The following is a 25,933-nucleotide window of genomic DNA, read 5'->3' on the forward strand; positions in this document are numbered from 1 at the left end:
ACTGTCACCCATCTCTCGGGAAGGGCACAGTTTCCCAATCTGGAGAATGGCAGAACAATCTCGAAGTCGTCAGTCCATCTGTGTATGCTTTTCGCTTACGAAACCTTGACGTGTGTATGCTATTTGCTTACATGACGGTATGATCGAGTCGTTCAAGAGCAAGGCGCTGGCGGACCTATTCTCAGCCGGCAAGACCGGGAAGATCGACCACCAGCGTATCCTTGTCAGGCTTGACCGTCTCGAAGCCTCCGAGCGGCCCGAAGACATGAACCTTTCGGGTTTTGATTTTCATGCTTTGAAGGGCTTCGACCCGACACGCTACAGGGTCCATGTGAACGGTCCGTGGTGCATCACGTTCGAATTCGACGGCAAGGACGCCGCCCGCGTCGACTTCGAGCAATATCACTGAGGCGGACAGATTGGAGACGTCTGTTTATGAGCGAGCACAAGCCGAAGCGTCCGATCGAGCGCGGCCCGTCCCACCCGGGAGCGCTGCTTGAGGACATCATCCCGGCGACCGGAAAGACCAAGGTGGAGATTGCCAGGCTGCTGGGCATTTCGCGACAGCAGCTTTACGACATCACCCGTGAGAGGAAGCCGGTATCGCCGGCCGTCGCGGCGCGGCTTGGAAAGATGTTCGGCGATGGCGCCGCCATCTGGCTTCGTATGCAGGCTGCCTATGACGCCTGGCATGCCGAGCGCGAAGTGGATGTGAGTGCTATTCCAACTTTGCGCGCAGCATAAGGGGTGTTCGCCGACGATCGGCCGGCGATCTGGTTGAGCATCGAATCGCCACGGTCATGGAGGTCAGCCCGTCAGGTACGGGGCTGTAAAGATCAAGGAAATGACCGAATACCTGTCGCGATACTACAGCCGGTGCGTGGTCCTTAACGAAAAGCAGGAGAGGGAGATCGATATTCGCGATCTGTCTGACCCGCGCGATATTCTTCTTTTGCCTTGAAGCGAAAAACAGCCGAACGAATGGCCGGAGTCAACGCGACCACATCTGTCGCTGGTGCCATAAGTCTACAGGCGTTCGCCAAAGACGATATCGAGCGGCTTCTGCAATTTGCTGAGCAATTGGCGCGTCGCCGTAGACATTGAAGAATTTACGAACGCGCGGCCCGGCGAACAGCTTTTTGCCCCGCGTGTTGTAGTTCCTGATTTTCAGGCGATGCGGGCTGATGGTTCGGCCATCTTGGGATAGGGCGATCCCAATGCAGAACTGCTCAGCAGCATCTATCTTCGCGATCTCATGAACGGCGAGGATCGGAGGATAGGCGTCGAGCAGGGCAGGAAGGTTGTCGCGATGCACGCCGAGGATGCCGCTATTCCACATCGGCTCATGGCCGGTCACAACATAGTCGCCGACCCGAACACCCTTGCCCTCCAGCCGCGGGCACCAAGCATGCGGCCCCTCGCAAAGACGCATGATTGAATTGCAGGGCGTAATGGCCTCGAAGGCACGGGATAGATTCCCGACCGGGTACATGTCCGTGTCCATGAAAAGCAATCGGTCAGCGCGCTTCAAAAGCTCGATAAGGCCGCCAGCCTTGATGCCGAAATGGTAGCGCCAATCGAAGGATAGCTCGTTCTTCTTCTCGGCGCTCACAAGTATCGTCTCAAGCGGGTATCCGCGAAAGAATGCCGGTCTGTCAGTTGCGACGATTATCCTGGCGCCGGGGCAATGGTGCAGAAGCTTAAGCGCGCTGAGTAGCGCGCCAAAGTGATAGAGCTCGTTGTCGCCATAGGCGATGTAACCAAAGAGGTCATTCATTCGGTCAAGTCGTTCATTCGATTAAGTGGAGCGGGCCGTTCGCTCCACTAGCAACACTCCCAGGCGCAATCCACCGCAAAACACAGCGCCAACAGACGAAAAAGGCTGCAACCGGTATCTTCGGCAATCTGCTCCCAGCCTGAAGATCACTCGCCCGGCTTGTGAAACCTCAGGCTTGTGGATTTGGTCCGTCTGCGGCTATGTCGTTATTGTGCTGGGGTAGGCTTTCAGAATGTCCGTATTATCCGACTGGTTGAGGAACGCTCGCTCGAAACTGCCGGAATACGTGACGGTAGGACGCCACACCTATGGTGTGTCACGGCGGAAGGTTTTTTTCGCCTCGAAGGAGGCCCCGCTGACGGTTGGGGCTTTCTGCTCGATCGCGGGTGAAGTGCTTTTCATGTGCTCCGGTCAGCATTTGACCGATCGCGCCACGACATTTCCGATCCACAGCCGGATGCTAAAGCAATCCGATCCCGTCGGAAATGGCGGCAAACCGAGTGGCGTCACAATCGGCAATGACGTCTGGATTGGCCACGGCGCTATAATATTGCCGGGGGTCGTAGTCGGCGATGGCGCGGTCGTCGGCGCAGGGGCTGTGGTAACCAAGGACGTGCCGCCCTATGCGATCGTCGGCGGGTCTCCGGCCCGATTGATCAGGTACCGGTTTTCTGAGGATGTGATTTCCAAGCTGTTGGCAATCCGGTGGTGGGAATGGGATGACGATAAGATCAAAAGGGAAGCCGGCACGCTCACCGGCCCCATCGAGCCTTTCATCGACAGGCATTTTGTGGCAGGCACCGGCTCGGGTGTAGTGCGGCTGGGATAAACATTCGGGTGGCTTAGCCGGATAATCGCGATCGATTTTTGATCGACCCATCATGCGAAGCTCGATATCACGGAGGCTGGCTTGCAGCGCCCATGCTACTTCTTGGCCACGGATAGCAATTATTTTCCCTATGCATGCCTGGCGGCGCGGCGGATATTGGATGTTTCCGCGCCAATTGATGGCTTCATTCTCCACGTGAAGGCTCATGAGCGCGATATGCAAGTCGCGAGGCGACTGCTTGGCGACAGAGTAGCGTTGCTCGACGTGTCCGACTTCATGGATCGCGTTGGCTTCCGTTTTGGTACCTACAGCATCGCTGCCTATGTCCGCCTGTTCGCAGACCTGCTACCGCAATTCGACGGTTATGGCCGGGTCGCCTACACTGACTGTGATGTCCTGTTCAATCGCGACATTAACGACCTGGCCTGCCAGGAGCTTGGCGCGCCTCTGCTCGCGGCCCACGACGATTATATGTACTTCCGGCCGTCTTATCGCAAAAGCCTCGGGATGCAGCCGGGCGCGCCATACTTCAATTCCGGCGTGGTGGTCTTCGACATGGACGCAGTGCGCACGGAAGGCCTCCTGGAGAGGACGCGCCAGACCGCCATTCATGGAAAAATGAACGATCAGAACGCGCTCAATGTCGCGTTCGAGGGCAAGTGGCAGACGATGCACCCGAACTGGAATCTGATGTCGGTCAGCAGGGAATATCGATTCCCGCAAGCCTATGCGCGCCACTTTGCGGGCAGCAAGCCATGGGAAAAGCAAATAGATGTTGAACTCGAGGCACTGGCGGTTTACCGCGACCTTGCGAAGGATACGCCATGGGGTGAGCCTTTTCGGCAAAGGTTCCCATTCGAACGCGGATTGCTGAAGCGTTTCAGGCGCCGTTTCGACGTCTTGGGAGGCCTCTTCGGCAGGGACGTTCATCGCCGCCGCGCGCGCTATGACGGGGCGAAAATGCACCAGATCTACGCCAGGCAGGCGGACGACAGGGCAATGGCGGTTCAATTCCCGGAAGTGCTCGGTGGGTTCGGCTGATCGACGCGGCGAAACGGTCCGGGTCGATCGGGACATCCTGTGGATAGTAACCTCCCGTTCACCACGGCCCGGTCTTCGCGTTGAACGCGGAGGCCCAACTCGCCAAAATGAAAGGGCCTGAACAAAAAGGCGCCCTGAAGCGCGGCGGCCGACGTTTTCATGTACCCCGTGGGATGCGCTCTGAACGCTCTCCAGTATACGTCGGCCGCGGTGCGGTTTTCCGTCCAGATTGCCCAGCGCAAAATCAAGCCCGCCCCGGCGATGGGAAGTCGGAACGGACTCGGCTTGGGTCTGGAACCCCGTAGTCAGGAGACTACGGGGAAGAAACAGGTCGGCGGCTGCGATGTTCCGAAATTTTCTCGGCTTGCGGACCGCCGAGGGCCGGGGGCAACTCGACACGATCCGGGTGCCCGTTTCTCCGCCCGGGACCGCGATGCGCTTCAGGCCAGCAGGCCGGCGGCCTTCGCCGCTCTGCGCAGGATCTTGCGCGCTTCGACGGGACTTCTCAAGCCGTCGAGTGCGTCGCGGCAGACGCGGCTTGCCGACCGCCAGGCGCCGTCGCGCGCCCGTCTTGGCCAGCGCTGGTCGAGGCATTCGACTGCTTCGAAGCAGCTCGAGACCTTGTGTTGTCCGCTTGGTTCGAAATCGATCACGACCGGCTCGGAAAACCAGACGTCGTTCATCACATACTCCGTTCGTATGGTGGTCTTTTTGATCGAGCGACGGCGCCGGCAGGCGCCTATTGGGATGCGGGTCCGGGATGATTGGCGGACCCGCGCATTAACCATCCACTCCCGATAATGTTCCGAAGAATTTTGAGGTCGGCGATCGGCCGTCCGGGTCGGCTCACAGCCGGGATTCATTTTACCGGCGCGCCGCGCAAAAACACGTGACCAAAGTCACTGGCTGCGCTGTCGCCCGCGGCGATAATCGGGATCCGACACGCAGTTGAAACGCGGGGAACCTCTCATGCTGATCGCCGTGCTTGCATCCACCATGACCGTCGCCACGTTGATGGCGACCGCTTTCGGGCTCTATGAGGAGGCTGAGCGCAGCCGTTCGCACGCCGAAGCGGGCGCCAAGCAGCGGTTTCGGCCGGCGCGCCGGCTAGCCGCAAATTCGCGCAAAACCCCCGTCGAATTGCGCAACCGATAAGTGCCGGCACCGCCAGGCATGGCCAATCCGCTCTACCTGCCCATGTGCGTTTTGCGGGCCGCAATCCTGCTTTCCCCGGCGGCGTTCGCGGTGGTGGTGCTTTTGTGGCTCTTCTACCGATAGGCAGGTCGTCAAGTACCGCCTTGGGCCTATTCGACCAGCACATGCGCTTCGCGCGCGGCGCTGATGAAGGCTTCCCTGGCATTGTCGGCCGGAACGTCGCCGCTCATTGCCCGGCGGCAGGCGCGCAGCGCCGCGCCATGCTGCGCGCTGCCGGCGTCGCGCCATTGGCCCGTCAGCAATTCCACGGCCTGCTGCGCATTGGAAATGTGTCGGATCGAGCCTGCCACGCCGACGGCGACTTCGACCGGCCTGGAAAACCATCCCTGGATCATCGCGAAACCCCTGATGCATTGTGAGCGGATGATAAACGCGCAACTGCCCGGCAGGTTTCATCCCGATATTTCAACAGGATGTGAGCAGCGCGCCGGCAGCGGAGATGGTTCCTGTCTATCTTCCGAGCGGTTTGCGGGACAGTTCGATGAGTTCCGCCTCATCGGTGATGCCGGCCATGTAGTTGGCGATGATGCGCGAGGCGCGCGCTTCCTTCTGCTCTTCGGTTTCTCCATCGACTCGCCCGCTCTCGAAGACGCGCCCGAACAGGGCCGTCTCGGCGGGTGTGAACGTGTTTTGTGACATATTGGACACGGGCCTCCTCCTTCAGCTCATGTCCCCCTTTTCTGCCCCGGCTAATATTAGCACGGGTTCCGAAACGAGGGTGAGTCTCAAGGAGATGGCGACAATGTGCGTCGTGGCGCCCCGGCCGATGGGATTTCGTCCCATTGTCTTGCCCGGAGGCATGCCGGATACTGGGCCAGCTTCGCTATATCCTTGCTGAAACAACGAAGCGCTGATACTCATTAGCGGCGCGGAATTATTCCGAGTCTGCGCCAACTTGCGTCACGCAGCAACGCGGCGCATGCTGTCCGAGGCCAATATCCCGACGTGGTGGCAACCGGGTTACGAAGGGGTTTGGTCGAATAAAGAAGCAGGGCAGGTTCCGTGTCGGAGCAGGCCCACCAAATGCTCTGGAATTCTGAAGCCATTGCCCCCATGGCCTCGGAAGAGCATGGACATGGGGAAATCGATGGTGACGAAGAAACTTACCGCCAACGCAGAAAGCGCCGCAGCCTTTCTTGCGGTGATGGGCAACGAGAAGCGTCTGCTCATCATGAACTACCTGGCCGAGGGCGAACTGTCGGTCGGCACGCTTGCCGACAAGGTCGAACTCAGCCAGTCCGCACTCTCCCAGCACTTGGCCAAACTGCGCAGGTTTGGCCTGGTCGACACCCGCCGCGACCGCCAGATGGTCTACTACTCCTGCAAGTCGTCCGCAGCGCGCGAGCTCCTCGCTCTCCTCGACGGCCTGCTGACCATGGACAGGCCGCTCGCCGGCCCGGCCCGGCAGGCTCTGGTTGAAAGGATGCGGCGGCCGCAGGCCGCCTGATCGGCTGCGACGCAGGCGAAGGCCTGAGGGTCTTCGCCTGCGCGGTGCCTTCTAAAGGCGCGGATGCAAACGGGATGGCAACGCGCCGCGCGGCGCCGCGTATCCGCTTTTGCCTATTGTTTGGCCGGAATATTCCGGATCCGTAATTCCCATTACAAATTCGTAATTTAGCGGCCACAAGTTCGCCGGGAATGCGCTTGAGACAGCGGCTGTCTGTCTGATGCATGTCGCCCAAAAGTGCGCAGCGGTTTTGGGAAAACGACATGCATCAAAACAAAGACTTAAAACGCGTCGCCTGAACCCGTTTCTGCGCGACGCGCCTCACGGAGCCGCGCCGAATGCCCAGTGACGCCTACACGTCCACCCAAAAGTTCCTGCATTGGGCGCTCTTTGCCCTGGTCGTATTGCTCTACGCCCTGACCTATGGCGAAGACCTGCTGCCCCGCGGGGATCCGACCCTCGACGCCGTCTGGCGGCTGCATATTTCGTTCGGACTTCTGCTCGCCGCGCTCGTCTTTTGGCGGGTCGTCCTGCGCGGCATGAGAGGAGCGCCGCGCCTGCCGGCGGATATGCCTGCCCCGGAGCGTACCGCCGCCAGGATCGGGCATTTCATTCTCTACGCGCTGCTCGTCGCGATTCCCGTCCTTGGCATCCTTTTGACCTGGTTCAGGGGCGACGTGTTGAGCTTCTTCGGTCTGTTCATCGTGCCGGCCCCGTTTGCCCCGGACAGAGCGACCGCGCGAACCGTTCGCGAACTGCATTCGCTGTGCGCAAACGGCATACTGATCGTGGCCGGTGTGCACGCCCTGGCCGCGCTCTATCATCACTTCGTTCGCCGGGACACGATCCTGACCAGAATGCTGCCGGGAAATCGGTAACCCTCTGAGCGCTCGCCTGATCGCCTCGCATGGCGGGAGCGGCCGTCGCTATGCCGGTCCGGCTCGACGTCGCGCCGGCGTTCCCATCACTTTTGATTGAAGGGCGCCGCACCGGCGTGCTCTCGGATGCTCGCAAGGCGATGATAGTGCGACCCTTTTTGTCGACGCCGCTTGCTCTTGCCGGCCCGAAGTTTACGGATTTGTAAATCGACCGTCGGGCCTCTGTTGGCTAGGCTGTGCGCGATCCACACCCCCGGATCATTAGGAGCCGAACTTCCACTTTGGCGCCTGACGAGGCCCGTCGCTCCCGGCGGGCCTCTTTTCGTTTCTTACGGTGCAGCTTGCCGGCGCGTGATGACGCTGCGCACCGCGAGCACCAGCACCGTGATGATGATGAGGATCACCGAGAGCGCCGCGATCGCCGGGTCGATGTTGTCGCGCAGGCCCATCCACATCAGCCGGGGCAGGGTGATCGCGTTCACCGAGGTGATGAACAGCGTCACGCCGATCTCTTCCCAGGAAAGCACGAAGGAGAGGAGCGCCGCGGTGACGATGCCAAACTTGATGTTGGGCATGATGACGCGTGTCGTGCGCTCCCACACGCTGGCGCCGAGCCCGCGCGCGGCGAGGTCGATGCGCCGGTCGAGCTGGCTGAGCGAGACCAGCATCAGCACCGTCGCGAAAGGCACGGTCATCACCGAATGCGCCATCGCCACACCCAGCCATGTGTCGTAGCCGAAGAAGGACGAGATGCCGGACACCGAGGTGAGCAGGAAATAGAGCGTCACCGCCGAGACCACCGGCGGCACCACCATCGGCAACAGCACGAAGCCGACGAGGGCGGCGGTGAAGCGCGGCTGGAACATCCACACGCCCAGGCTGAACGTGAGCGCGAGCACGGTGGAGAGCGCGCTGCTCACCACGCCGATCCGCAGCGAAAGCAGGATGGAATCCAGCCAGCGCGGATCCTCGATCAGCGAGCGATAATGGCGCAGCGACAGTTCGCCCGTCGGCATGGTCAGCATGCGGCTCGGCGTCAGCGACACCGGAATGACGGCGAGCAACGGCATAAGCAGGAACAGCGCCACCAGGACGGCGAGCGCCAGCGAGACGGGACCGGGGCGGTAGGTCGGCATCGCGCTACACCAGTTGCTTCGGTTTGACGTAGCGGAAGACGAGCGCCATCAGCGCGCCGACAAACACCACCAGCACGACGCTGATCGCCGCGCCCAGTCCCCAATCCGGGCTCTGGAAGATGCGCAGGTAGATGAGCTCCGCGATCATCACGCTGCGGCCGCCGCCGAGGATCGCTGGCGTGACGAAGAAGCCGAGCGAGAAGACGAAAGTGATCAGCGCCGAGCCGATGATGCCGGAGCGCGTCATCGGCACGAACACCGTCCAGAAGGTGCGCATGCGGCTGGAGCCAAGCCCGCGCGCCGCCAAGAGCACGCGCTCGTCGAGGCTGCGCATGGCGGACGCCAGCGGGAACACCGCGAAGGGGATGAGGAAATGCGACATGCCGACGATGACGCCGAACTCGTTGCGCACCAGCGTCAGCGGCTCGGAGATGAAGCCGATCGATTGCAGCCAGGTGTTGATGAGACCGCGGTTGGACAACAGCGCCACCCAGCCGAAGGCGCGCGTCAGCACCGAGATCCAGAACGGCACCAGAATGCAGAACTCGGCAAGCACGCGCTGCACCGGGCTGCCGCGCACCCACACCACGGTGATCGCATAGGCGGCGGTGACCGAGACCACGGTGACGATCGCCGCGATGCGCAGCGTACGGATGAACACCGATTGAACCAGGTCATCGGTGAGCAGGGCATGGTACTGGCCGAAGCCGGGCGTGGGGAGGGTAAAACTCCACTTCACCACGCCGAGGAAGGGCCAGGCATAGGCAAGGATCAGGAACAGGAGCAGCGGCGCCATCAACAGCGCCGCGCCCATCCTGTCGGAGAGAGTGCCTCTCATGTCGGCTCGGTATCTCGGCCTGATCAGGCCGAGATGATCTTGGTATATTCGTCGAGCGCGGCGCCGTAGTTCTTTGCGTACCAATCCATGTCGAGCGGGATCTGCTTCTTCATGTTCTCCGGATCGACCGGGTTGATGCGCTTCTTGTCGGCCGGGATCAGCGCGTCGGCCGCGGGGTTTGCGGGACCCTGGCCGAGCTTGTCGAACATCACCAGCTCCTTCTGCGGATCCTGCGTGCTGGCGATGAACTTCATCGCCGCTTCCTTGCCGCCGGGATTGTTCTTCAGCACCGCGAGCGCGCCGGGCGAGATCAGGCCCTGGTCCCAGATGAACTTGATCTGGCCGCCCGAGTCCTGCTCGATCAGCGAGGCGCGCGTCGACCACACGATCGCCATCGAGGCCTCGCCGTTGAGCAGCACGCTCTGACTTTCGGCGCCGCCGCCCCAATAGGAGACGACGTTTTCCTTGAAGGCGGCGATCTTGTCATGCGCGCGCTTGAGATCCAGCGGATAGAGCGAGGCCGGCGCGACGCCGTCGGCGAGAAGGGCTGCCTCCCAGCTCGATACGCCCCATTTGTAGAGCGAGCGCTTACCGGGAAATTTCTTGACGTCGAAGAAATCGGCCATGCCGGTCGGCGCATTGCTGCCGAATTTCTGCGAGTCGTAGGCGATCACATAGGAGAAGAAATAGGTCGAGGCTGCATATTCCCAACCAAAACCCTCGCGCATCTTCTTCTTGTCGACGATCGTATAGTCGATCGGCTCGAGCATGCCCTGGCCGCCCAGCGTGATCGCCGAGAACGGATCGACGTCGACCAGATCCCAGGTCGGTGCGCCGCTCTTGAACTGCGCAGCGATCGCGCCTTCGGTCGGGCCCGAGCCGTCCATCTTGACCGGGATGCCGGTGTCCTTGGTGAAGGCCTGGCCGTAGGCGGCGTCGTATGCCGTGATGGCGTCGCCGCCCCAGTTCACCAGCACCAGTCCTTTCGTCTCGGCGAAGGACTGGGTCGAGCGCAAAAGCATCGGCGTGCCGGCGAGCACGAGGCCTGCAAGCTGCGCGAATTGCCGGCGCGAGATCTCGCCGCACTTTGCCCTTTCGGCAAGGGATTCGATGGTCTGTTTCTTCGTATCGCTCATGTCAGTTCCCCTTGTTGTCGTTTATCTGATCCGGAAAGCCGGTGTGGCGATGTCAGGCCGCTTCGGTGCTCATTGTCCTCCGTCCGGAAGGAGGAAGCCTTTTTCGGCCGGCCAGGTCAGCCAGACGGAATTGCCTTTGCTGAGCGCTGCCGCCGCCACCTCGTTCGGCACCGACACGGTGACCTTCGCGCCCTGGCGCGTGGTGAGGTCGAGCTTGGTCGCGGCGCCAAGATAGGTCGAGGCGATCGCGGTCGCCGCAATGCCGTTCTCGCCGGCCGCCGCTTCCCGCGCGATCGACATGTGCTCGGGTCGGATGGCCAGGATGGCGTCGCCGCGGACCTTCTCGGCCTTGCATCGCATGTTGACCGCGCGGTCCTCGCACAGGCCCGTCGCGCCATTGTCGGCGGGCTTGACGCCCTTGACCGGCAGCATGTTGATTTCGCCCAGGAATTCGGCGACGAAGCGATTGTCCGGCCGGTCGTAGACCTCGTCCGGCCTGCCCACCTGCAACAGCTTGCCGTGGTTGAAGATGGCGACGCGCGAAGACAGCGCCAGTGCTTCGCTCTGGTCGTGGGTGACGAAGACGAAGGTGGTGCCAGTCTCCTGGTGCAGCCGCTTCATCTCGGCCTGCATCTGGCCGCGCAGGCTCTTGTCCAGCGCCGAGAAGGGCTCGTCGAGGAGAAGCACGCCCGGCTCGAACACAAGCGCGCGGGCCAGCGCCACGCGCTGCTGCTGGCCGCCGGAAAGCTGCGCCGGCAGCTTCTTTTCGTGACCCTTGAGCCCGACGCGCTCAACCATCTCGCCGACGCGCCGCTTGATCTCGGTGGCGGATTTCTTGCGCACCTTGAGCGGGAAGGCGATGTTCTGTTCCACGCTCATATGCGGGAAGAGCGCATAGCCCTGGAACACCATGCCGGCGGCGCGCTGTTCGGCCGGGCGGTCGGTGATATCGACGCCGTCGCTGAAAAGCCGGCCCTCGCTCGGTTGCACGAAGCCGGCCAAAATCATCAGGAAAGTGGTCTTGCCGGAGCCGGAAGGCCCGAGCAGCGTCAGGAACTCGCCGCGGCCGATATCGAGCGTCAGGTCGTCCAGCGCCCGGAACGAGCCGAAGCTCTTGCCGATCCCGTTCGCCTTGATCTCTGCGGCCCGGCCGGGTTGCTGCATCCTGCGTCTATCCTCACCGTTGGTCCAAATCGTAGGCAGGGCCGGGGCTCACCGCAACCGAATAGTTTTCGCCTGATCGGCAAATTTGATTCACGGGTGGCGCCAAATCTCCCCCTTGAGGGGGAGATGTCGCCGAAGGCGACAGAGGGGGCCGCCGCGCGTGAAGCGCCAACGCCGTTCGCGACGCCGATGGCGCCGGCGCTCTACGTGAGACGACCCCCTCTGGCCGCTTCGCGGCCGCCTCCCCTCAAGGGGGAGATTAGAGCCTGTTCTCCGACAGCTTCGCCCTCAGCCAGTCGCTGAAGGCATCGAGCACCGGATGGCCGGCCTTGGCATGCTCGAAGACCAGATAGTAGGAGCGCGGCGAGGGGACGGTGGCTTCGAACGGCTTGACCAGCCGGCCTTCGCTCAGCGCCCGGCGGCCGGTCAGCTCGTCACCCATGGCAATCCCCTGGCCGGCGATCGCCGCCGAAAACACGAGGTTCATGTCGGAAAAGAAGATGCCGCCCTCGGTGTCGGGATTTTCCACCTTGGACAGCGCCAGCCAGCGCGCCCAGTCCTCGGTGTCGCTGAGATGCAGCAGATTGGCGCGCAGCACGTCGGCCGGTTTGGAAAAGCCGCCGACCTTGTTGAGCAGCGTCGGGCTGCAGAGCGGCGTGAAGGAGACTTCGCAAAGCAGTTCCACCGCCCGGTTCGGCCAGTTGCCGACGCCGAAGGCGATGAAAGCGTCGGCCTCCGGATTGCTGACATCGTCGAGCCGCCGCGGCGTCAGCACGGAGAGCGCGACGTCCGGATACATCTGCTGGAACTCGCCGATATGGGTGCACAGGAACATCGAGGCGAAGCCCGGCGGACAGGAGATGCCGAAGGAACCGCCGACGCCGGCGCCGCTGTTGTGCGTTCCCGCGTCGCCGAGCACGGTCAGCGCCTTCCTGACATCGGCCGCGTAGCGCTGGCCGCGTGGCGTCAGCGCCACGCCCTTGCCGATGCGCTGCAACAGATCGAAGCCGAGGTCGCGTTCGAGCAGCCGAAGCTGATGCGAGACCGCGCTTCGGGTGAGGTGGAGCTCGTCGGCGGCGCGCCACACGCTGCCGTGACGAGCAAAACTGTCGAGGGCGCGCAGCGCCTGCGTGGAAGGTATTCGCAAGAGGCCTCAGGTGAACCGAATTTGCACGAGCCGGGAAAACATATCACTTTTTGATGGGCCGCTTCACTGCTTTCTTTAAGGCATGGAGGAACCGGTGACGACTTCAGCGCAGGAAACAGCGCTTGCCTGTATCGACGGCATCCAGCCGCTCTTGTCGGCCTGGACCCGCACCATTTTCGATTTCGGCGAGACCGCCTGGCGCGAGTACCAGTCGGCCGCCTGGTATGTCGACCGGCTGAAGCGCGAAGGCTTTTCGGTCGAGGAAGGTTCGGGCGGCATGCCGACCGCCTTCTGCGCCCATTGGACGAATGGCGACGGGCCCACCGTCGGCATGTATGCCGAATATGACGCCGTGCCCGGCAACTGTCAGGACGTCGCGACGGTGAAGCGCCCGCGGCCCGGCCTGGGCGTCGAGGCCGGCGGCCACACCGATCCGCATTCGGGTCTCGGCATCGGCAGCCTCGGCGGGCTGCTCGCCACCAAGGCGGCGATGCAGCAGCACAACATCCAGGGCACGCTGCGCTTCACCGGCGAGCCGGCGGAGAAGGTGAGGGGCTCGAAGCCGATCCACGCGGCCAAGGGCTATTATGACGGCCTGGCCGGTATGATCTCCTTCCATCCCTTCTACATGCTGCCGCTCTGCAACACGGCGCGCTGGGACACGCATTGCGGCGCGGCCTACGCGATGATCTACCGCTTTATCTGCGACGAACCCGAAAATTGGGTTCGCGCAAATGACGGCGCGCCGATCCCGCAGGCGCATTCGGCGGTCAGGGCGCCCGGCGCCAACGACGCGCTGATGATGATGTACATGGCCTCCAAGGCGCTGCGCGACTCCATGCTGCCGCATCAGGGCGGCTGGTCGATCAGCGAGGCGATCCTGACGGCGGGGCAGGCGACCGCCGACAATCTGCCGGCCGGGCTAGCCGAGATCCAGTACATGATCCGCGTGCCGACTATTGCCATGGCCGAGCAGGTGACCGCCGTGCTCGACCGCAATGCGGAAGCGGCCGCCAGGCTGAGCGGCTGCCGCTACGAGCGGCACTGGGTGTCGAAGTCGCGGCCGGGCCTCGCCAGTCACGCCATGGCCGACATCACCTATCAGGCGCTCGCAGCCGTCGGCCCGCCGCAATGGAGCGAGGAGGCGAGGGCCATCGCCCGCGAGATTCAGGTCAATGCCGGCGGCGAGGCGACCGAGAACCCGTTCATTGACGAGCTGGAGCGGCTGATCACGCCGCAAGAGGCCGAGGCGATCCTGCGCCGTGATCTGCCGCCATCGCAGGTGAACTCGACCTCCGACGACTACACCGACATGAGCTGGCACGCGCCGACCGCGCGTTTCTATGTCGCCCGTCCGGCGCTGCGCTCGGAGAACGGCCATGCCTATCCGGCCTGGGTGATGAACGCGCTGGGCGGCATTTCAGCCACTATCGACCCGATGGTGACCTGCGCCGCCAAGACGGTTGCGCTCACCGCGTTGCGCGTGCTCGAGGACAGGGCCGCGCGCGAGGCCGCGATGGACGAGTTCGTGAAGCGAACCGGCGGGGGCGTCGGCGGCTCGAACTGGATCGCGCCGCTTTGCGACTACGAGCCGCCGATCAACTTCCGCTGGCCGGAATATGTCACCACGCCGCGCGGGCGCGACTGGTGGATCCCGGCTGCTTCCACCGCATGACACACGAACACTATCAGCTCGAGGAGAACACCATGACCGTCCATGATCGCATCGTCGCCGAACCCTTCTCGCTGCAGCGCCGCAACCCCAACGGCGGCACCAAGCCGCTGACCGCCTGGGGCTTCGCCAACGAAACCGATGTGCTGACCGATGTCCTGCTCGGCTCGCCGAATTTCCTCAGGCATCTGTCGACCAGCTCGCTGTCGAGAAAACATCTGCGCGAGGCGCCCTGCAACATCCAGATCGCGCAGGCGCAGCACAAGGACCTCGTCGCGGCTTACGAGCATTTCGGCGTCAACATCCACTGGCACGAGCCGACGCCGGAACTGCCGATGCAGGTCTATTCGCGCGACTCCAGCGTCATGACGCCCTACGGCGCCTTCATCACCGCCATGGCCAACTGGTGGCGCCGCGGGGAGAACTACGCCGCCATCCGCACCTATGAGAAGCTTGGCATCCCGATCTACGACATGGTGACGGCCGGTACCTTCGAGGGCGGCGACTTCAACGTCATCGAGGAAGGCGTGGTGCTGATCGGCTGCGGCGGCGCCCGCACGCAGGAGGAAGGCGCGCGCCAGGTGCAGGCCTGGTTCGACAAGGAAGGCTGGGAGACCCGCATCGCCTTCATCGACGAATATTATGTCCATATCGACCTGATGGTGGTGCCGATCGCCGAAAAACTCACCGCCGTCTGCCTCGCCTGCACCGAGCCCGGCATCGTCGACTGGCTGAAGGGCAAGGGCCACGAGATCATCGACGTGCCGTTCCAGGACACGATGGCGCTCGGCTGCAACTTCATGTCGCTCGGCAGGGACAGGGTGATCGCGCCGACCTCCAGCAAGAGCCTGATCGGCCAGTTGAAGGCGCGCGGCTTCGAGGTCGCGGCCGTCGACATGAGCGAGATCTCCAAGACCGGCGGCGGCATCCACTGCATGGCGCAGGCGCTGAAGCGCGTGAAGGCATAGGGCTTCAGGGTCGCCAATTGTCAAAGCCGCGATCCTTCGCGCCCCTCTGTCCTGCGTTAGCTACCTTGCCGCCCAGCCCGCTTCGGCGCGCCGAGTGCTTCCAGCCGCTCCTGCAAATGCCCGTTGAGCACGATCATCTCCTTCAGCGCCTTCACTGATTGTGCTCGGCGATGAAGCGCTCGGCGATTGCCTGAAGCGCGGCCTCCTGGCGGCTGTCGAGCCTGACGATATGGTCCATATCCGTTGCTCCCTTCAGCTCATATTAGTAAGTGAACAAAAAGTGAACAAAAATGTCAAGGACGAATTGACTTCGCGAGGAAGAGATTCCTATTTTGTCAGGAGATGGGGCGGTTGCTCGGTATCAGGGAGAGCCGCATTGGGCAGACGGAAAAGCCGCTATGACAGATTGTTCCGGTCGGACGTGGAGGCGATCATCCTTGACGCGCTGGAGCTACGCCAGACAGTGCTGGCGGCGCAGCTCAACCTCAAGACCAATGGCGAAATGTACTGGCGGCTTAACGGCTTGGTGGAGAGGCTGCATGAGGTGATGGGCGCGGTTGCGGGTCGGGAGCCCGATTTCCGGGCCGCTTGGCTCGGCCTCTTGCCCCTGCCCGAGGATTATTCAGACCGGACATGAGAAAATGGCCGGACCCATGGACAGCGTTGGCCGAGCGGCCAAGGCCAACATGCTGCTTATCGTCGAATGCCGCCACTGCTACCACGTCGGCCGCTTCAAGGCGAACGACGTGGCCAAGGTGGTCGGCTGGAACAAGCCGCTCGAAGCCATCCGCTTCCGCTGCAAGCGCTGCGGCCGCAGGGACACGGAGGTGAAGACCCAGTTCATCGACCAGGACCACCCGTCAAAGGGCTATATCTGGGTGCTGCAGAAGGCGAGGGGTTAAAACAATGATCCCTGCGCCGGCGGCGCGGTGGGAAACTTGATCTGCGTCGCCGGCTTCTCGACGATCACCAGCGCATCATCAGGCGCCGGCCGCTGCAGCTTCTTCGCCTCCGACCATGGCGCGGTGAGCCAGAGGTCGGTCTCCTCCAGCGTGGTCAGGATCACCGGCATAGCCTTCTCGTGGATCGGCGCGATCAGCGCGTTGGGCCTAGTCGTCAGGAAGCCGTAGAGTTCGTGGTCGCCCGGACCTTCCTTGACCTTTCGCACCCCGTGCCACGACGTCCACAGCCCGGCGAAGAAGAACAGCGGCAGCTCTTCGCTGCGCGCAAACCAGAAGTTCTTCTGGACACCGGTTTCCGGGTCCTTGTCCCCGGGCTTGGGCGAGGGTTCGGCAAAACTTGTCACCGGCACCACGCAGCGATTCTCGACGCCGAGATAGGGCAGCCAGTGCCCATATTGCGGGTTGCGGATGTTGGTCGTGCCGGAATCGGCATTGCCGCGCATGCGCTCGAGTGGCGTCGGCATGCCCCAGCGCAAAGTGGCGAGCTCGCGACTGCCGTCGGCGGCGTTGCGCACCACCGGCGCCGGCTGGTTCGGATAGATGTCGATCGAAGGCTCGAGGTTGCCGATCAGGTCGCGCAGCGTGCGAGTCCACTGGCGGATCGCCTCCTGGCTGGTGGTGATGTTGTAGAGATTGCACATCGGCAGCACTCCCCCGTCCGCCGATTGTTCCCGCATTTTCGCGCCAAGCGCAAACACCCGTCGCGGAGGTGGAGCCAATCGTGCCAGGAGCTTACGTGCCGGATCGTGTTAACGCCCGCGCCCGCCGCGCCGCCTTGCCTCGACCGGCTCCTCGGCCGGTGGTTCTCCGGGCAGGCCGATCCGGTGGCGTTCCTCCTCTGCGAAGGCTTCGGCTTCCGCGTGAATGTCAAACACGAGCTGCGTCAGTCTTCCGCCCTCGACGACGCGCACGATCCACTGGCCGTTGATGCCCTTTACGCGGACGCTGTCTGGCTCGCCTGCCACCATGTGCAGCTCCAGCTCGTTGCCACAAGAAATGCATCCTTGAACAGCAATACGATTTAACTTGCGAAGGGTTGCCGCAAGCATCAGCGCATTGGCCTTTAGTAGGAGAACAGTCGCCGGGCGCCCGCCGATTTGACATTGTAAATAAAAATATCGAGAAACCGCCCGTCGCCGTGTAAAAAGCCAGGTTTTGAAACCCCAGGTTCGGGCGTGCTCGGCAGAATTCGATGTCGATAGGCCCGGTTCGACCCAACGACACGCCATCGCGTCTCGAACGCGTCCAAGCGGATCGTGAGGCCGGACGTGTCCGGCATGCCGATGGAATTGGTTCGGATCGGAGGTTATGTGGCCGAAGGCTTGCTTGAGCGGCGTCCGCCGCGCCGGCGGCCCGGCAGCCTGGGGGGGTGTATTGGGTTCGGCGGCCGGGCCTGACCGGAGTTTGCGAGCCTGCCGGCTGCCTCGAACATGCGCTTGTGCTCATACAAGGGCAAGAACGACCTAGGCCCTAGGACCAAAGCAGTGGGGGCGGCGCAAAACGGCCGAGGCGCCGGCGTTTCCCGCTTCTGTTTCGGCTGGCGCGTATTGAACTTGCGGCGCTCAGGCCGGTGCGTAGCGCAGCAGCGTCACGCCTTGGGAAAGGCGCTCGGCGCCAAGCGGCGTCAGCGCGAGCGACAATCCATGCTGGAAATACGGCTTGCCGCCGCCCAGTACGACCGGGTGCATGTAGAGCCGGTACTCGTCGATCAGGCCCGCGCGGGCCAAGTGCCCGGCCAATTCGGCGCCGCCGACGCTGATCTGGCCGTCCGTCTCCGTCTTCAGCGATCTTGCCATCGCGACGGCGTCGCCATCCGCCAGCCGGGCATTGGCGCCGACCTCGCGCAGCGTCGTCGAAAACACGATCTTCGGCGTCTCGCGCCAGGCGTGGGCGAAGTCGCGCTCGACCTCTTCGGCGCCGGTCTCACGGTCGGCGCTGTCCCAGAAACGCATCGTCTCGTAGAGGCGCCGACCGCAAAGCGCGATCGCGGTTTGCCGCATCTCCTCGTTGAAATGCCGGTGCAATTCCTCCTCGGGCACTGGCAGGTCGATGCTTCCGTCCGGCCCGGCAATATAGCCGTCCAGCGACATCAGCATGGAATAGACGATCCTGGCCACCGGCGCCTCCTTCTGACCCGTTCGAGGCCAAGGATGCACATCTGATTGCGTTTTGCAATCGGTTACCAGAAAGGTAGCGAGTCCTGGATCAGAAGCCGAAGAACTGCTTGCCGACGAAGTAGCCGAGCGCGACGACCACCAGCGGGAAAAGCGCCGGCGCGATCCTGCCGAGCGGCGAGGGTTTCATCTCTCTCGCTGGAGCATTGGGCTTGGCGTTGCCGAGGTTCTTGGTCATGGGGTTCGTCGCCGGTTGACCCATAATATTAGAATTCGCTGATTAATTTTCTCACAATTCGATCGATGCAATTTGCAGCTATCGTCGGTGGTCGCTATTCCGCCTGCTGGGTGCGCTCGGCGAGCGCGAAGGCTTGCAGGCTCCTCGATTTGCCGAGATCCTGGTTGGCATCGGCGATGATGGCGTGGAAGGCGGCGCGGGCGATATCCTTCTTCTTGGCATCGGGATGCACCTTGCGGACGGCCTTGACCAGTTCCTTCGGTGTCATGTCGGGGGTGACGAGGCGCATCATCGTGTCGCCTATGGCCTGCAGTTCGCTGGCATCCATAACGATGAACCCTGTCTTGGCTGCATGAGGCTAGCATATAGCGTGATCAGAACGTCACTTTTGTGATGCGCGCCGATCGAATCGGAGCGGGAGCTTCTACAGAATCTTCGTAGCGAAGGCATCGAGACGTGAATTCTCTCGATAGCCAAGCCACACCGCCAGGGCGGCCGCAACCCCGGTGGTGGCGCCGCCCATGACGTCACCCGCATAGTGGATGCCGATATGCAGCCGCGACCAGCAGATCAGCGGTTGGAGCGGTTCAGCGACCCTACCCGAACGCCGAACCGGCCCCGGTCTTCTACGCAGGAATCACTTTTTATGCCGGGATCAGCATGGCGATGCGATGGACGCCGACCTCCTTGCTTGTATTCGTCGCGTCGTCGGTCTTGCCCTTGGCGCAGGTGTACACGTCGCCGACCTTGAGCTTGAACTCCTTGTCCACCTTCTTGATGGTGAATGCGCCGGAAGTAATCGTGCACACCATGTCGTTGTCCATCACGCTTTGCGGCGCGTGTGCTCCGGGCTGAAACACCACGTCGACAATTGCAATGCTCTTATAGGCCGGAATGTCGGAATTGCCGGTGCCGACTTCCACCACCCTGACGCCGGGCGCGATCTCCTTGCCTTCGTTCGCACCGTATTTCTTGGTTTTCGCAAACGTTGCCGTCGTGAACAGGGGCGCCACCGCGGCAGCCGTTACACCGAGAGCGATTGCAGACCTGCGATTCATCTTTTTCATCGCATCCTCCTAAACCTGTCATGCGTGCATGAGCATGGCACAACATATTAGCACGAACTGATCTAATTGTGCAGAACAGTGCCTGCCGATCACCGCGCTGCTTAGGACGTACCTCACTCCACCTTTTGACGGAATTTCGAATGGCAACTCGAGCAATCCTGCAGGATGAGATGCAGGAGATGTTCGGCCGGCATCTTCGTCGGGTTTTCCTCCGCCGCATTTGGCCGCTTGCCGAGCAGGCTGCCGCCATCCATCGGCAGCATGGCGCCCATGCGCATGTCGCGGGTGATCGCAGGCGGCGCATTCTCGGCCTTGGCGGCGAGCGCTTCGGCGAGCCGGCCGATATGGCTGGCGAGCACCTCGAACTCCGGCCGGGCCTGGTCGATTTCCGGTTTGGCGCCGGATGGCGCGCCAAGCGAGCGGGCGGGGAACTCGGCGATCAGGGCAGGGCCGGCGCGGGCGCTGAGCGTGTCCGCCGCCACTTTGAAAGCTTCTGGTGCGTAGGCGCGCCTGCCATCGAACATTTCGGCGATCGCCTTCACGGCAGCCGCCATCTCCTTCATCGAGGCCTGGCGCGCCGCCACGGCGGGATCGCCCGGACCGTCTGCCGGCGACGGAGCTAAGATCAGCGGGCCGGCGAGCACAAGCATCGCCGTCCCAAGAACGACGCGGAACCTCACGCCTGCACGTCGACAATGCCCATCATGCCGAGCTGCTCATGCTCGAGGATGTGGCAGTGATACATGCGCGGCCCCGCCCGCTCTTGGCGGAGCAGCAGCCGCACCGTCTCGCCGCGCGCCACGTTGACCGTGTCCTTCCAGGCGAGATAGGGCGGCTTGGCGACCTTGCCGCCGCGCTCGCGCTCGATCACTTGGAACTGCGTGCCGTGAAGATGGAACGGGTGGTCCATGTCGGCCTGGTTGACGATTTCCCACAGCTCCGTCTCGCCGGCCTTGGCCACGATGTCGACCCGCCGCATGTCGAACGCCTTGCCGTTGATCAGGAAGCCCATCTCCATGCCGGCGGCGTTCATCACCATGGTCTCGGTGAAGACGAGGCGGCGGCTGACCGTGGGCTGCCCAAGCTGCGCGATTGGCCTCAGCCTTTCGGGCAGCGTCGGCATCGCCTGCACCGGCGTGTCGGAGACATCGACCGTCAGCAGCGTCAGCCCGGCGTCCGCGGGCCGGCCCGGGCCCATCCACCCGCGGTCATAATCGAGTGTGGTGAGCGTGACGGTTCCCGGTCGGTCGAAGGCGACGACCAGCTCGACGCGCTCGGCCGGGCTGAGGAGGATCTCGTCGGCCGCCATGGGCGCCTCCAGCAGGCCGCCGTCGCTGCCGATCACCGTCATCGCGGCGTTGCCGAAGGCAAGCCTGAGGAAACGCGCATTGGTGGCGTTGTAGAGCCGCAGGCGCAGCTTCGCGCCCATCGCCACGGCGAGCCGCGGGTTCTTCTGGCCGTTGACCAGCACATGGTCGCCGACCCGGCCGTTCATCAGGTCGGCCATGGTGTTTTCGGGCATCGAGCCGTCGGCGGCAAGGCGAAGATCGGTGAACATAAGCACGGTGTCGCCATACTCGGCTGGAACCGGATCCGCCTTGGCCTTGACGACGAAGGCGCCGGCAAGGCCGCGATAGACCTGCTCGGCTGTCTTGCCGTGCGGATGCGGGTGATACCAGTAGGAGCCGGCGCTGCCTTCCGGCAGCTCGAAGGTGTAGACGCGGTCCGCGCCCGCCGCCACCGGGTCCATCGGATTGCCGTCCTGATCGGCCGGCACCGGCATGCCGTGCCAGTGGATGGTGCTCTGCTCGCCTTCAATCCGGTTGGCGAAGGCGATCTCGACGCGGTCGCCTTCATAGGCCTCGATCAGCGGCCCCGGGATCATGCCGTTATAGGCGAGGATCGGCGTGTCCCGGTCGGCGGCAAAGCGCGTTGTGGCCGACGCCGCCGTCAGCCTCGCCCTGAACAGGCCGGGCCGGCCGGTTTCGTTCGCCAGCGGCGGCAATTCGCGCAGCGTCTCGCCCTCGGGCAGCACGGCTGGGGCCTGCGCTCCCATGTCATGGCCGGCATGGTCACCCATGTCCGTTCCGGGCATGGAGCCCATGTCCGACGCGCCGTCCATCTTCATCTGCGCCAGCGCGCGCGAGCCCGACAGGACCGTTGCCAGGCCTGCCGCCAGAAAGCCGCGTCGATGCATTTTTCGCTCCTCGATCTCGATTGAAAAGGCCCCGCCGAAAACCTCGCCGTTGACGCTAAGGGTTCCAGTTGCTGGAAGGTCAAGCGGATCGAGCGGCTTGAGCCGGAAATTCCGGCGGATGGATCGGACTGGGCGCGGCCGCGTTCATGCGCATACAACCAGCCGTTTCATCGAGCAGAGGCCGGATCATGCTCATCCAACCGATCGATTATTTCCTCGTTGCCTGGTTCGCGCTGGCGGCCGTCTCGACGCTCTATGTCGGCTTCGACCAGTATCGCAACAATCCCGAGCCGGTGGTGATGAAATGGGGCTTCATCCTGGTGACGCTTTATATGGGCCCGCTCGGCCTGCTGCTTTACGTGCTGTCCGACAAGGAACCGCGCCCCGGCGAGCATGAGGCCTTCACCAGCCCACTCTGGAAGCAGGGCGTCGGCTCGACCATCCATTGTGTGGCCGGCGACGCCACCGGCATCATCCTCGCCGCCGTCGTCACCGCCACGCTCGGCCTGCCGATGTGGCTCGACCTCATCGTCGAATACCTCGCCGGCTTTGCCTTCGGCCTGTTCATCTTCCAGTCGCTGTTCATGAAATCAATGATGGGCGGCAGCTACTGGCAAAATGTGAAGAAGAGCTTCCTGCCCGAATTCATCTCGATGAATTTCATGATGGCCGGCATGGCGCCGGTCATGAGTTTTCTGATGATGGGCCGTGACATGCGCGCCATGGAGCCGACGGAGCTTCTGTTCTGGGGCGTGATGTCGATCGGTGTCATCGCCGGTTTTACGCTTGCCTATCCCGCCAATGTCTGGCTGGTCGCGCGCGGGCTGAAGCATGGCCTGATGACCGAGCGCCCACCAACAGCCGAGACAGACAAGCGGGAGCCGCCTGCTGGGAGGCAACACGCGAAGATGCAAATGCAGCGGGCCGACGCAAGTGGTCATGGCCATCACGAGCACGGCCACGATATGGGTTCCCACAAGGGAAGCGGTGGCCACCAGATGCGGTCGGACGCCACCACGCCGCAGATCGCGGCGCTCGGCGTGGTGTCGCTGATTGCGCTCGGCATCGGCATGGTTGCCCCGGCGAACTGGCTGAACTTGCGATTGTCGGCCCGCGATGTCGGCGGGGTGATCATGCCGCAAGGCATGATCATGGACCGCGACACGCCAGCCGACACCATGCGCGACATGGCGGCGGCCGATCCGCGCCTGGTGACGGCCTCCTACGGCCTCGTGGCCAAGGGCGACCATGATCTGCCGTTCCGCATGGAGAACGGTGTGAAGGTGTTCGAACTCAGGCCCTCGGTGGTCTGCTGGCAGATCCTGCCGGATGTCGCGGTCGACGCCTATGCCTATAACGGCCAGATTCCGGGACCGCGCATCCATATCCGGCAGGGCGACCGCGTCCGCATCAACGTCACCAACGGCCTGCCGGAGGAAACCACCGTGCACTGGCACGGCCTGATCCTGCCCAACCAGATGGACGGGCCGGCCGAGATCACGCAGGCGCCGATCGAGCCGGGGCAAACTTATTCCTACGAATTCACGGCCACCCAGCACGGCACCTATTTTTATCATCCGCACGCCAAGCCCGACCGCACCCAGGCGCTCGGCCTCTATGGCGCGCTGATCATCGATCCCGCCAATCCCGCCGACGAGGTCGCCGCCGATCATGACTATGTCATCGAGCTGCAGGAATGGCTGGTGCGCGAGGGGCTGACCTATCCGTCGATGCCGATGGACGGCGGCATGCCGAACTTCTTCACCATCAACGGCAAGGCCTATCCCTCGACCGAGACGATCCGCATGAAGGTCGGCGAGACGCTGAAGGTCCGCTTCATCGGCACCAACAACGGCTTCATTCACCCGATGCACATCCATGGCGGGCCCTTCGAGGTCGTCGCCCGCGACGGTGAGACGATTCCCCCCGCGGCCCGCTTCCTCGCCGACACCATCAATGTCGGGCCGGGTCAGCGCTACGACGTCGTCTGGAAAGCACAGCGTCCGGGCAAGTGGCTCATCCACTGCCACATCCCGCATCACACCACGAACAACAATGCCGAGGAGAAGGGCGGCGGCGGGCTGATGGTGGTCATCGGTGTGGGCTGACTGGCCATGTCCCGGGACGAAACCAGTTTTGCGAAACGTTTATCGAACAGGCAACGCTCAAGACCGGTGTTTGGCACCGGCGCTCCGGTGCTGGCGCCCAACTCGGGTGCCCCAATATCGGTGCCGATAAGCAAAACCCCTCCGACAGCAGCGCCACGGTTCTTCCGTGCCCGACGCCCAGGAGACAGAACATGACTGTCAACGCCTATATCAACCGGATTGCCACAGCGGTTCCGGAGCACGAAGTACACCAGTTCTACCTGCGCTACGCGGCCTCCATGCTGGCCGACGATCGCAAGAGGCTATTCGAACGCATGGCCGGCCTCGCCGGCATCGAGCACCGCTTCTCTTGCTTCGCGCCCGCCCTCGACCCCGAGGGGCCGTCAGCCGACCTCAGCGGAACCTTCAAGCGCGGCGCGTTCCCCGGAACGGCCGCCAGAATGGCGATGTTCGGCGAGGCCGCGCCCGTCCTGGCGCAGAAAGGCGTCAACGGGCTCCATCTCGGCAACGAGGCATCGCGCATCACCCATCTCATCGTCACCTCCTGCACCGGTTTTTCCGCGCCGGGCATCGACCTCGACCTGGTTCGGCGCTGCGGCCTGCCGGACGGTATCGAGCGCACGATGATCGGGTTCATGGGCTGCTACGCGGCGGTCAACGGCCTCAAGCTTGCCCGCCACATCGTCCGCTCCGATCCGCAGGCGAGGGTGCTGCTGGTCAATATCGAGATATGCACGTTGCACATCAGGGAAACCACCGAGCTCGAAAAGCTGCTTTGCTTCTGCCTTTGGGGCGATGGCTGCGCAGTGAGCCTTGTCACCGCCGAGCCGCCCGGCATCGAGCTCAACTCCTTCCGCTGCATCCTCGCTGACGAGCAGCGCGACCTGATGACCTGGGATATCAGCGACCACGGCTTCGACATGGTCCTTTCCGGCAAGGTGCCGGCAGCCGTCCAGATGGTGCTACGCAGCAACCACGACGCCATCCTCGGCGGCCGGCCGCCGGCGGCGATCGACCTCTGGGCCGTGCATCCCGGCGGCCGCACCATTCTCGACGCCGTCGAAAGGGCGCTCGATCTCGAGCCCGCCGCGCTCAAGCCGTCGCGCGAGGTGCTGCGCCGATACGGCAACATGTCGTCGCCGACCGTCATGTTCGTGATGGAAGAGATGCTGAAGAAGCCGGGCGGCCTGCTCGGCTGCGGCATGTCGTTCGGACCCGGGCTGACGGCCGAGACCATGCTGTTCAGGACCGTCTCATGAGTGCGCTCGCCCAGCGCAGCCTCGTTCCGGAAATCCTGGACGGGCTCGCGGCCGACGACGCACGGGCGCTTCGCTCGCGCCGCGATCTCGCCCGCATCAACGCGCTGATGTTCCAGGCGCCGATCATGGCATCGCTCATGCGGAAATTCTTGCCGAGGCCGCCCGGCCGCATCCTGGAGATCGGCGCTGGTGACGGCACCTTCATGCTGAAGGTGGCGCGGCGCATGGCAAGGGACTGGCGCGAGGTGGAGTTGACGATGCTCGATCGCGTCGGTCTCGTCACGCCGAAGCTCGCGGCCGATTTCGCCGCGCTGGGGTGGACAGTCGAAACCATCACCGCCGATGTCTTCGATTGGGCGGAGAAGGCGGATGGCAGGCTCTTCGACGCGATCACGGTCAACCTGTTCCTGCATCATTTCGACGACGCCGGACTGCTGCGCCTATTTTCGCTTTTGCGGCGCAAAGCGCCGCTCATCCTGGCATCGGAACCACTGAGGACAGGCTTCGCGCTGACCGCCGCCCGGCTTCTGCCGGCAATCGGCGTCAACGACGTCACCCGGCATGACGCCGTCCAGAGCGTGCGAGCCGGCTTTCGCGGCAGCGAGCTTTCCGACCTCTGGAGCGCCGCCGGCGGCAGCCCGCTCGAGGAGCGCCGCGCCGGGCCTTTCTCACACGTCTTCGTCGGCGAAGCGCGGATGCCGACCAGGCATACGCCCTGGGGTACGATGTGAGGCGGCCAT

31 protein-coding genes are annotated in these 25,933 nt (G+C 63.3%); 14 read left to right on the forward strand and 17 right to left on the reverse strand.

What is annotated here, in order from left to right; translation table 11 throughout:
• Nucleotides 1-139: 139 nt before the first annotated feature.
• Complete coding sequence (locus DH10_RS33115; protein WP_192385805.1) at nt 140-409, forward strand: type II toxin-antitoxin system RelE/ParE family toxin; 270 nt, start codon at nt 140-142, stop codon at nt 407-409.
• A 26-nt stretch (nt 410-435) separates the two neighbouring features.
• The gene (locus tag DH10_RS33120; RefSeq protein ID WP_192258145.1) at nt 436-744 is read left to right on the forward strand and encodes a HigA family addiction module antitoxin; all 309 of its coding nucleotides are present in this window, start codon (nt 436-438) and stop codon (nt 742-744) included.
• A 247-nt stretch (nt 745-991) separates the two neighbouring features.
• Here DH10_RS33120 and DH10_RS33125 read toward each other — a convergent pair whose 3' ends face one another.
• Nucleotides 992-1,777: a hypothetical protein gene (locus DH10_RS33125; protein WP_192258143.1), complete on the reverse strand. Its 786-nt coding sequence runs from the start codon at nt 1,775-1,777 to the stop codon at nt 992-994.
• 232 nt (nt 1,778-2,009) lie between these two features.
• On the opposite strand from DH10_RS33125, the gene DH10_RS38035 reads away from it, so the two are divergent.
• Both DH10_RS38035 and DH10_RS33135 read left to right on the forward strand, forming a co-directional pair.
• A complete protein-coding gene (locus DH10_RS38035; RefSeq protein ID WP_192258141.1) occupies nt 2,010-2,606 on the forward strand; it encodes a CatB-related O-acetyltransferase in 597 nt (198 codons plus the stop codon).
• A gap of 102 nt (nt 2,607-2,708) precedes the next feature.
• Nucleotides 2,709-3,647: a glycosyltransferase family 8 protein gene (locus tag DH10_RS33135; protein ID WP_192258139.1), complete on the forward strand. Its 939-nt coding sequence runs from the start codon at nt 2,709-2,711 to the stop codon at nt 3,645-3,647.
• Nucleotides 3,648-4,087: 440 nt separating this feature from the next.
• Here DH10_RS33135 and DH10_RS33140 read toward each other — a convergent pair whose 3' ends face one another.
• Entirely contained in the window at nt 4,088-4,330 is a 243-nt protein-coding gene (locus DH10_RS33140) for a DUF982 domain-containing protein (protein WP_192258137.1), read from the reverse strand.
• 286 nt (nt 4,331-4,616) lie between these two features.
• On the opposite strand from DH10_RS33140, the gene DH10_RS33145 reads away from it, so the two are divergent.
• Nucleotides 4,617-4,802 carry a hypothetical protein gene (locus DH10_RS33145; protein ID WP_192258158.1) on the forward strand — a complete coding sequence of 62 codons (186 nt, stop codon included), beginning with the start codon at nt 4,617-4,619 and terminating at the stop codon, nt 4,800-4,802.
• Nucleotides 4,803-4,951: 149 nt separating this feature from the next.
• Here the strand turns inward: DH10_RS33145 and DH10_RS33150 are convergent, their stop codons facing one another.
• Nucleotides 4,952-5,197, reverse strand: a complete 246-nt coding sequence (locus DH10_RS33150; protein ID WP_059186167.1) for a DUF982 domain-containing protein — start codon at nt 5,195-5,197, stop codon at nt 4,952-4,954.
• Nucleotides 5,198-5,312: 115 nt separating this feature from the next.
• Nucleotides 5,313-5,501, reverse strand: coding sequence for a hypothetical protein (locus DH10_RS33155; RefSeq protein WP_192258156.1), 189 nt, complete (start codon nt 5,499-5,501; stop codon nt 5,313-5,315).
• A 448-nt stretch (nt 5,502-5,949) separates the two neighbouring features.
• Between DH10_RS33155 and DH10_RS33160 the strand changes: the two genes are divergently transcribed.
• On the forward strand, nt 5,950-6,309 hold the full coding sequence (locus tag DH10_RS33160; protein WP_059186266.1) for an ArsR/SmtB family transcription factor: 360 nt from the start codon (nt 5,950-5,952) through the stop codon (nt 6,307-6,309).
• A 338-nt stretch (nt 6,310-6,647) separates the two neighbouring features.
• A complete protein-coding gene (locus tag DH10_RS33165; protein WP_192258135.1) occupies nt 6,648-7,187 on the forward strand; it encodes a cytochrome b in 540 nt (179 codons plus the stop codon).
• Nucleotides 7,188-7,516: 329 nt separating this feature from the next.
• Here DH10_RS33165 and DH10_RS33170 read toward each other — a convergent pair whose 3' ends face one another.
• The 5 genes from DH10_RS33170 to DH10_RS33190 form a co-directional block, all read right to left on the reverse strand.
• Entirely contained in the window at nt 7,517-8,323 is an 807-nt protein-coding gene (locus DH10_RS33170) for an ABC transporter permease (RefSeq protein WP_192258133.1), read from the reverse strand.
• A gap of 4 nt (nt 8,324-8,327) precedes the next feature.
• Nucleotides 8,328-9,161 carry an ABC transporter permease gene (locus DH10_RS33175; RefSeq protein ID WP_192258131.1) on the reverse strand — a complete coding sequence of 278 codons (834 nt, stop codon included), beginning with the start codon at nt 9,159-9,161 and terminating at the stop codon, nt 8,328-8,330.
• Nucleotides 9,162-9,184: 23 nt separating this feature from the next.
• Complete coding sequence (locus DH10_RS33180) at nt 9,185-10,297, reverse strand: ABC transporter substrate-binding protein (protein ID WP_192258129.1); 1,113 nt, start codon at nt 10,295-10,297, stop codon at nt 9,185-9,187.
• 69 nt (nt 10,298-10,366) lie between these two features.
• The gene (locus DH10_RS33185) at nt 10,367-11,461 is read right to left on the reverse strand and encodes an ABC transporter ATP-binding protein (RefSeq protein WP_192258127.1); all 1,095 of its coding nucleotides are present in this window, start codon (nt 11,459-11,461) and stop codon (nt 10,367-10,369) included.
• A 259-nt stretch (nt 11,462-11,720) separates the two neighbouring features.
• Nucleotides 11,721-12,608: a LysR substrate-binding domain-containing protein gene (locus DH10_RS33190; protein WP_192258124.1), complete on the reverse strand. Its 888-nt coding sequence runs from the start codon at nt 12,606-12,608 to the stop codon at nt 11,721-11,723.
• 82 nt (nt 12,609-12,690) lie between these two features.
• Between DH10_RS33190 and DH10_RS33195 the strand changes: the two genes are divergently transcribed.
• The 4 genes from DH10_RS33195 (at nt 12,691) to DH10_RS33215 (ending at nt 16,150) form a co-directional block, all read left to right on the forward strand.
• Nucleotides 12,691-14,283, forward strand: a complete 1,593-nt coding sequence (locus tag DH10_RS33195; protein WP_192258122.1) for a zinc-binding metallopeptidase family protein — start codon at nt 12,691-12,693, stop codon at nt 14,281-14,283.
• 32 nt (nt 14,284-14,315) lie between these two features.
• A complete protein-coding gene (locus DH10_RS33200; protein WP_192258120.1) occupies nt 14,316-15,248 on the forward strand; it encodes a dimethylarginine dimethylaminohydrolase family protein in 933 nt (310 codons plus the stop codon).
• A gap of 376 nt (nt 15,249-15,624) precedes the next feature.
• Entirely contained in the window at nt 15,625-15,885 is a 261-nt protein-coding gene (locus DH10_RS33210) for a hypothetical protein (protein ID WP_192258118.1), read from the forward strand.
• A 4-nt stretch (nt 15,886-15,889) separates the two neighbouring features.
• Complete coding sequence (locus tag DH10_RS33215; RefSeq protein ID WP_192258116.1) at nt 15,890-16,150, forward strand: hypothetical protein; 261 nt, start codon at nt 15,890-15,892, stop codon at nt 16,148-16,150.
• On the opposite strand, the gene DH10_RS33220 is transcribed toward DH10_RS33215, so the two are convergent.
• From DH10_RS33220 to DH10_RS33255, 8 genes are all read right to left on the reverse strand, one after another.
• Nucleotides 16,147-16,851, reverse strand: coding sequence for an SOS response-associated peptidase (locus DH10_RS33220; RefSeq protein ID WP_192258155.1), 705 nt, complete (start codon nt 16,849-16,851; stop codon nt 16,147-16,149). The genes DH10_RS33215 and DH10_RS33220 overlap by 4 nt on opposite strands.
• A gap of 108 nt (nt 16,852-16,959) precedes the next feature.
• The gene (locus DH10_RS33225) at nt 16,960-17,259 is read right to left on the reverse strand and encodes a hypothetical protein (protein WP_246506740.1); all 300 of its coding nucleotides are present in this window, start codon (nt 17,257-17,259) and stop codon (nt 16,960-16,962) included.
• A gap of 513 nt (nt 17,260-17,772) precedes the next feature.
• Nucleotides 17,773-18,327 (reverse strand): dihydrofolate reductase family protein, encoded by a 555-nt coding sequence (locus DH10_RS33230; RefSeq protein ID WP_192258114.1) that lies wholly within the window; start codon nt 18,325-18,327, stop codon nt 17,773-17,775.
• Nucleotides 18,328-18,415: 88 nt separating this feature from the next.
• Complete coding sequence (locus tag DH10_RS33235; RefSeq protein WP_192258112.1) at nt 18,416-18,562, reverse strand: hypothetical protein; 147 nt, start codon at nt 18,560-18,562, stop codon at nt 18,416-18,418.
• A 94-nt stretch (nt 18,563-18,656) separates the two neighbouring features.
• The gene (locus tag DH10_RS33240; RefSeq protein ID WP_192258110.1) at nt 18,657-18,890 is read right to left on the reverse strand and encodes a hypothetical protein; all 234 of its coding nucleotides are present in this window, start codon (nt 18,888-18,890) and stop codon (nt 18,657-18,659) included.
• Nucleotides 18,891-19,206: 316 nt separating this feature from the next.
• Entirely contained in the window at nt 19,207-19,629 is a 423-nt protein-coding gene (locus tag DH10_RS33245; RefSeq protein ID WP_192258107.1) for a hypothetical protein, read from the reverse strand.
• 113 nt (nt 19,630-19,742) lie between these two features.
• Nucleotides 19,743-20,279 carry a cytochrome c gene (locus DH10_RS33250; RefSeq protein ID WP_192385806.1) on the reverse strand — a complete coding sequence of 179 codons (537 nt, stop codon included), beginning with the start codon at nt 20,277-20,279 and terminating at the stop codon, nt 19,743-19,745.
• A 26-nt stretch (nt 20,280-20,305) separates the two neighbouring features.
• Entirely contained in the window at nt 20,306-21,826 is a 1,521-nt protein-coding gene (locus DH10_RS33255) for a multicopper oxidase family protein (RefSeq protein ID WP_192258103.1), read from the reverse strand.
• A gap of 188 nt (nt 21,827-22,014) precedes the next feature.
• Between DH10_RS33255 and DH10_RS33260 the strand changes: the two genes are divergently transcribed.
• From DH10_RS33260 to DH10_RS33270, 3 genes are all read left to right on the forward strand, one after another.
• Complete coding sequence (locus tag DH10_RS33260; protein ID WP_192385807.1) at nt 22,015-23,934, forward strand: multicopper oxidase domain-containing protein; 1,920 nt, start codon at nt 22,015-22,017, stop codon at nt 23,932-23,934.
• Between the two features lie 191 nt (nt 23,935-24,125).
• Nucleotides 24,126-25,193, forward strand: coding sequence for a type III polyketide synthase (locus DH10_RS33265; RefSeq protein WP_192258098.1), 1,068 nt, complete (start codon nt 24,126-24,128; stop codon nt 25,191-25,193).
• On the forward strand, nt 25,190-25,924 hold the full coding sequence (locus tag DH10_RS33270; protein ID WP_192258096.1) for a methyltransferase domain-containing protein: 735 nt from the start codon (nt 25,190-25,192) through the stop codon (nt 25,922-25,924). The genes DH10_RS33265 and DH10_RS33270 overlap by 4 nt, the downstream gene beginning before the upstream one ends.
• Nucleotides 25,925-25,933 lie beyond the last annotated feature (9 nt).

This window comes from Mesorhizobium silamurunense, assembly GCF_014843825.1.
Classification (GTDB): Bacteria; Pseudomonadota; Alphaproteobacteria; order Rhizobiales; family Rhizobiaceae; genus Mesorhizobium; species Mesorhizobium silamurunense.

Excerpts from the sequence above, each read along its gene's own strand:
- DH10_RS33115 (WP_192385805.1), top strand. The coding sequence starts at position 140 with ATGATCGAGTCGTTCAAGAGCAAGGCGCTGGCGGACCTATTCTCAGCC.
- DH10_RS33120 (WP_192258145.1), top strand. The coding sequence starts at position 436 with ATGAGCGAGCACAAGCCGAAGCGTCCGATCGAGCGCGGCCCGTCCCAC.
- DH10_RS33125 (WP_192258143.1), bottom strand. The coding sequence starts at position 1,777 with ATGAATGACCTCTTTGGTTACATCGCCTATGGCGACAACGAGCTCTAT.
- DH10_RS38035 (WP_192258141.1), top strand. The coding sequence starts at position 2,010 with ATGTCCGTATTATCCGACTGGTTGAGGAACGCTCGCTCGAAACTGCCG.
- DH10_RS33140 (WP_192258137.1), bottom strand. The coding sequence starts at position 4,330 with ATGAACGACGTCTGGTTTTCCGAGCCGGTCGTGATCGATTTCGAACCA.
- DH10_RS33145 (WP_192258158.1), top strand. The coding sequence starts at position 4,617 with ATGCTGATCGCCGTGCTTGCATCCACCATGACCGTCGCCACGTTGATG.
- DH10_RS33150 (WP_059186167.1), bottom strand. The coding sequence starts at position 5,197 with ATGATCCAGGGATGGTTTTCCAGGCCGGTCGAAGTCGCCGTCGGCGTG.
- DH10_RS33155 (WP_192258156.1), bottom strand. The coding sequence starts at position 5,501 with ATGTCACAAAACACGTTCACACCCGCCGAGACGGCCCTGTTCGGGCGC.
- DH10_RS33160 (WP_059186266.1), top strand. The coding sequence starts at position 5,950 with ATGGTGACGAAGAAACTTACCGCCAACGCAGAAAGCGCCGCAGCCTTT.
- DH10_RS33165 (WP_192258135.1), top strand. The coding sequence starts at position 6,648 with ATGCCCAGTGACGCCTACACGTCCACCCAAAAGTTCCTGCATTGGGCG.
- DH10_RS33170 (WP_192258133.1), bottom strand. The coding sequence starts at position 8,323 with ATGCCGACCTACCGCCCCGGTCCCGTCTCGCTGGCGCTCGCCGTCCTG.
- DH10_RS33175 (WP_192258131.1), bottom strand. The coding sequence starts at position 9,161 with ATGAGAGGCACTCTCTCCGACAGGATGGGCGCGGCGCTGTTGATGGCG.
- DH10_RS33180 (WP_192258129.1), bottom strand. The coding sequence starts at position 10,297 with ATGAGCGATACGAAGAAACAGACCATCGAATCCCTTGCCGAAAGGGCA.
- DH10_RS33185 (WP_192258127.1), bottom strand. The coding sequence starts at position 11,461 with ATGCAGCAACCCGGCCGGGCCGCAGAGATCAAGGCGAACGGGATCGGC.
- DH10_RS33195 (WP_192258122.1), top strand. The coding sequence starts at position 12,691 with ATGGAGGAACCGGTGACGACTTCAGCGCAGGAAACAGCGCTTGCCTGT.
- DH10_RS33200 (WP_192258120.1), top strand. The coding sequence starts at position 14,316 with ATGACCGTCCATGATCGCATCGTCGCCGAACCCTTCTCGCTGCAGCGC.
- DH10_RS33215 (WP_192258116.1), top strand. The coding sequence starts at position 15,890 with ATGGCCGGACCCATGGACAGCGTTGGCCGAGCGGCCAAGGCCAACATG.
- DH10_RS33220 (WP_192258155.1), bottom strand. The coding sequence starts at position 16,851 with ATGTGCAATCTCTACAACATCACCACCAGCCAGGAGGCGATCCGCCAG.
- DH10_RS33225 (WP_246506740.1), bottom strand. The coding sequence starts at position 17,259 with ATGCTTGCGGCAACCCTTCGCAAGTTAAATCGTATTGCTGTTCAAGGA.
- DH10_RS33235 (WP_192258112.1), bottom strand. The coding sequence starts at position 18,562 with ATGACCAAGAACCTCGGCAACGCCAAGCCCAATGCTCCAGCGAGAGAG.
- DH10_RS33240 (WP_192258110.1), bottom strand. The coding sequence starts at position 18,890 with ATGGATGCCAGCGAACTGCAGGCCATAGGCGACACGATGATGCGCCTC.
- DH10_RS33245 (WP_192258107.1), bottom strand. The coding sequence starts at position 19,629 with ATGAAAAAGATGAATCGCAGGTCTGCAATCGCTCTCGGTGTAACGGCT.
- DH10_RS33250 (WP_192385806.1), bottom strand. The coding sequence starts at position 20,279 with ATGCTTGTGCTCGCCGGCCCGCTGATCTTAGCTCCGTCGCCGGCAGAC.
- DH10_RS33255 (WP_192258103.1), bottom strand. The coding sequence starts at position 21,826 with ATGCATCGACGCGGCTTTCTGGCGGCAGGCCTGGCAACGGTCCTGTCG.
- DH10_RS33260 (WP_192385807.1), top strand. The coding sequence starts at position 22,015 with ATGCTCATCCAACCGATCGATTATTTCCTCGTTGCCTGGTTCGCGCTG.
- DH10_RS33265 (WP_192258098.1), top strand. The coding sequence starts at position 24,126 with ATGACTGTCAACGCCTATATCAACCGGATTGCCACAGCGGTTCCGGAG.
- DH10_RS33270 (WP_192258096.1), top strand. The coding sequence starts at position 25,190 with ATGAGTGCGCTCGCCCAGCGCAGCCTCGTTCCGGAAATCCTGGACGGG.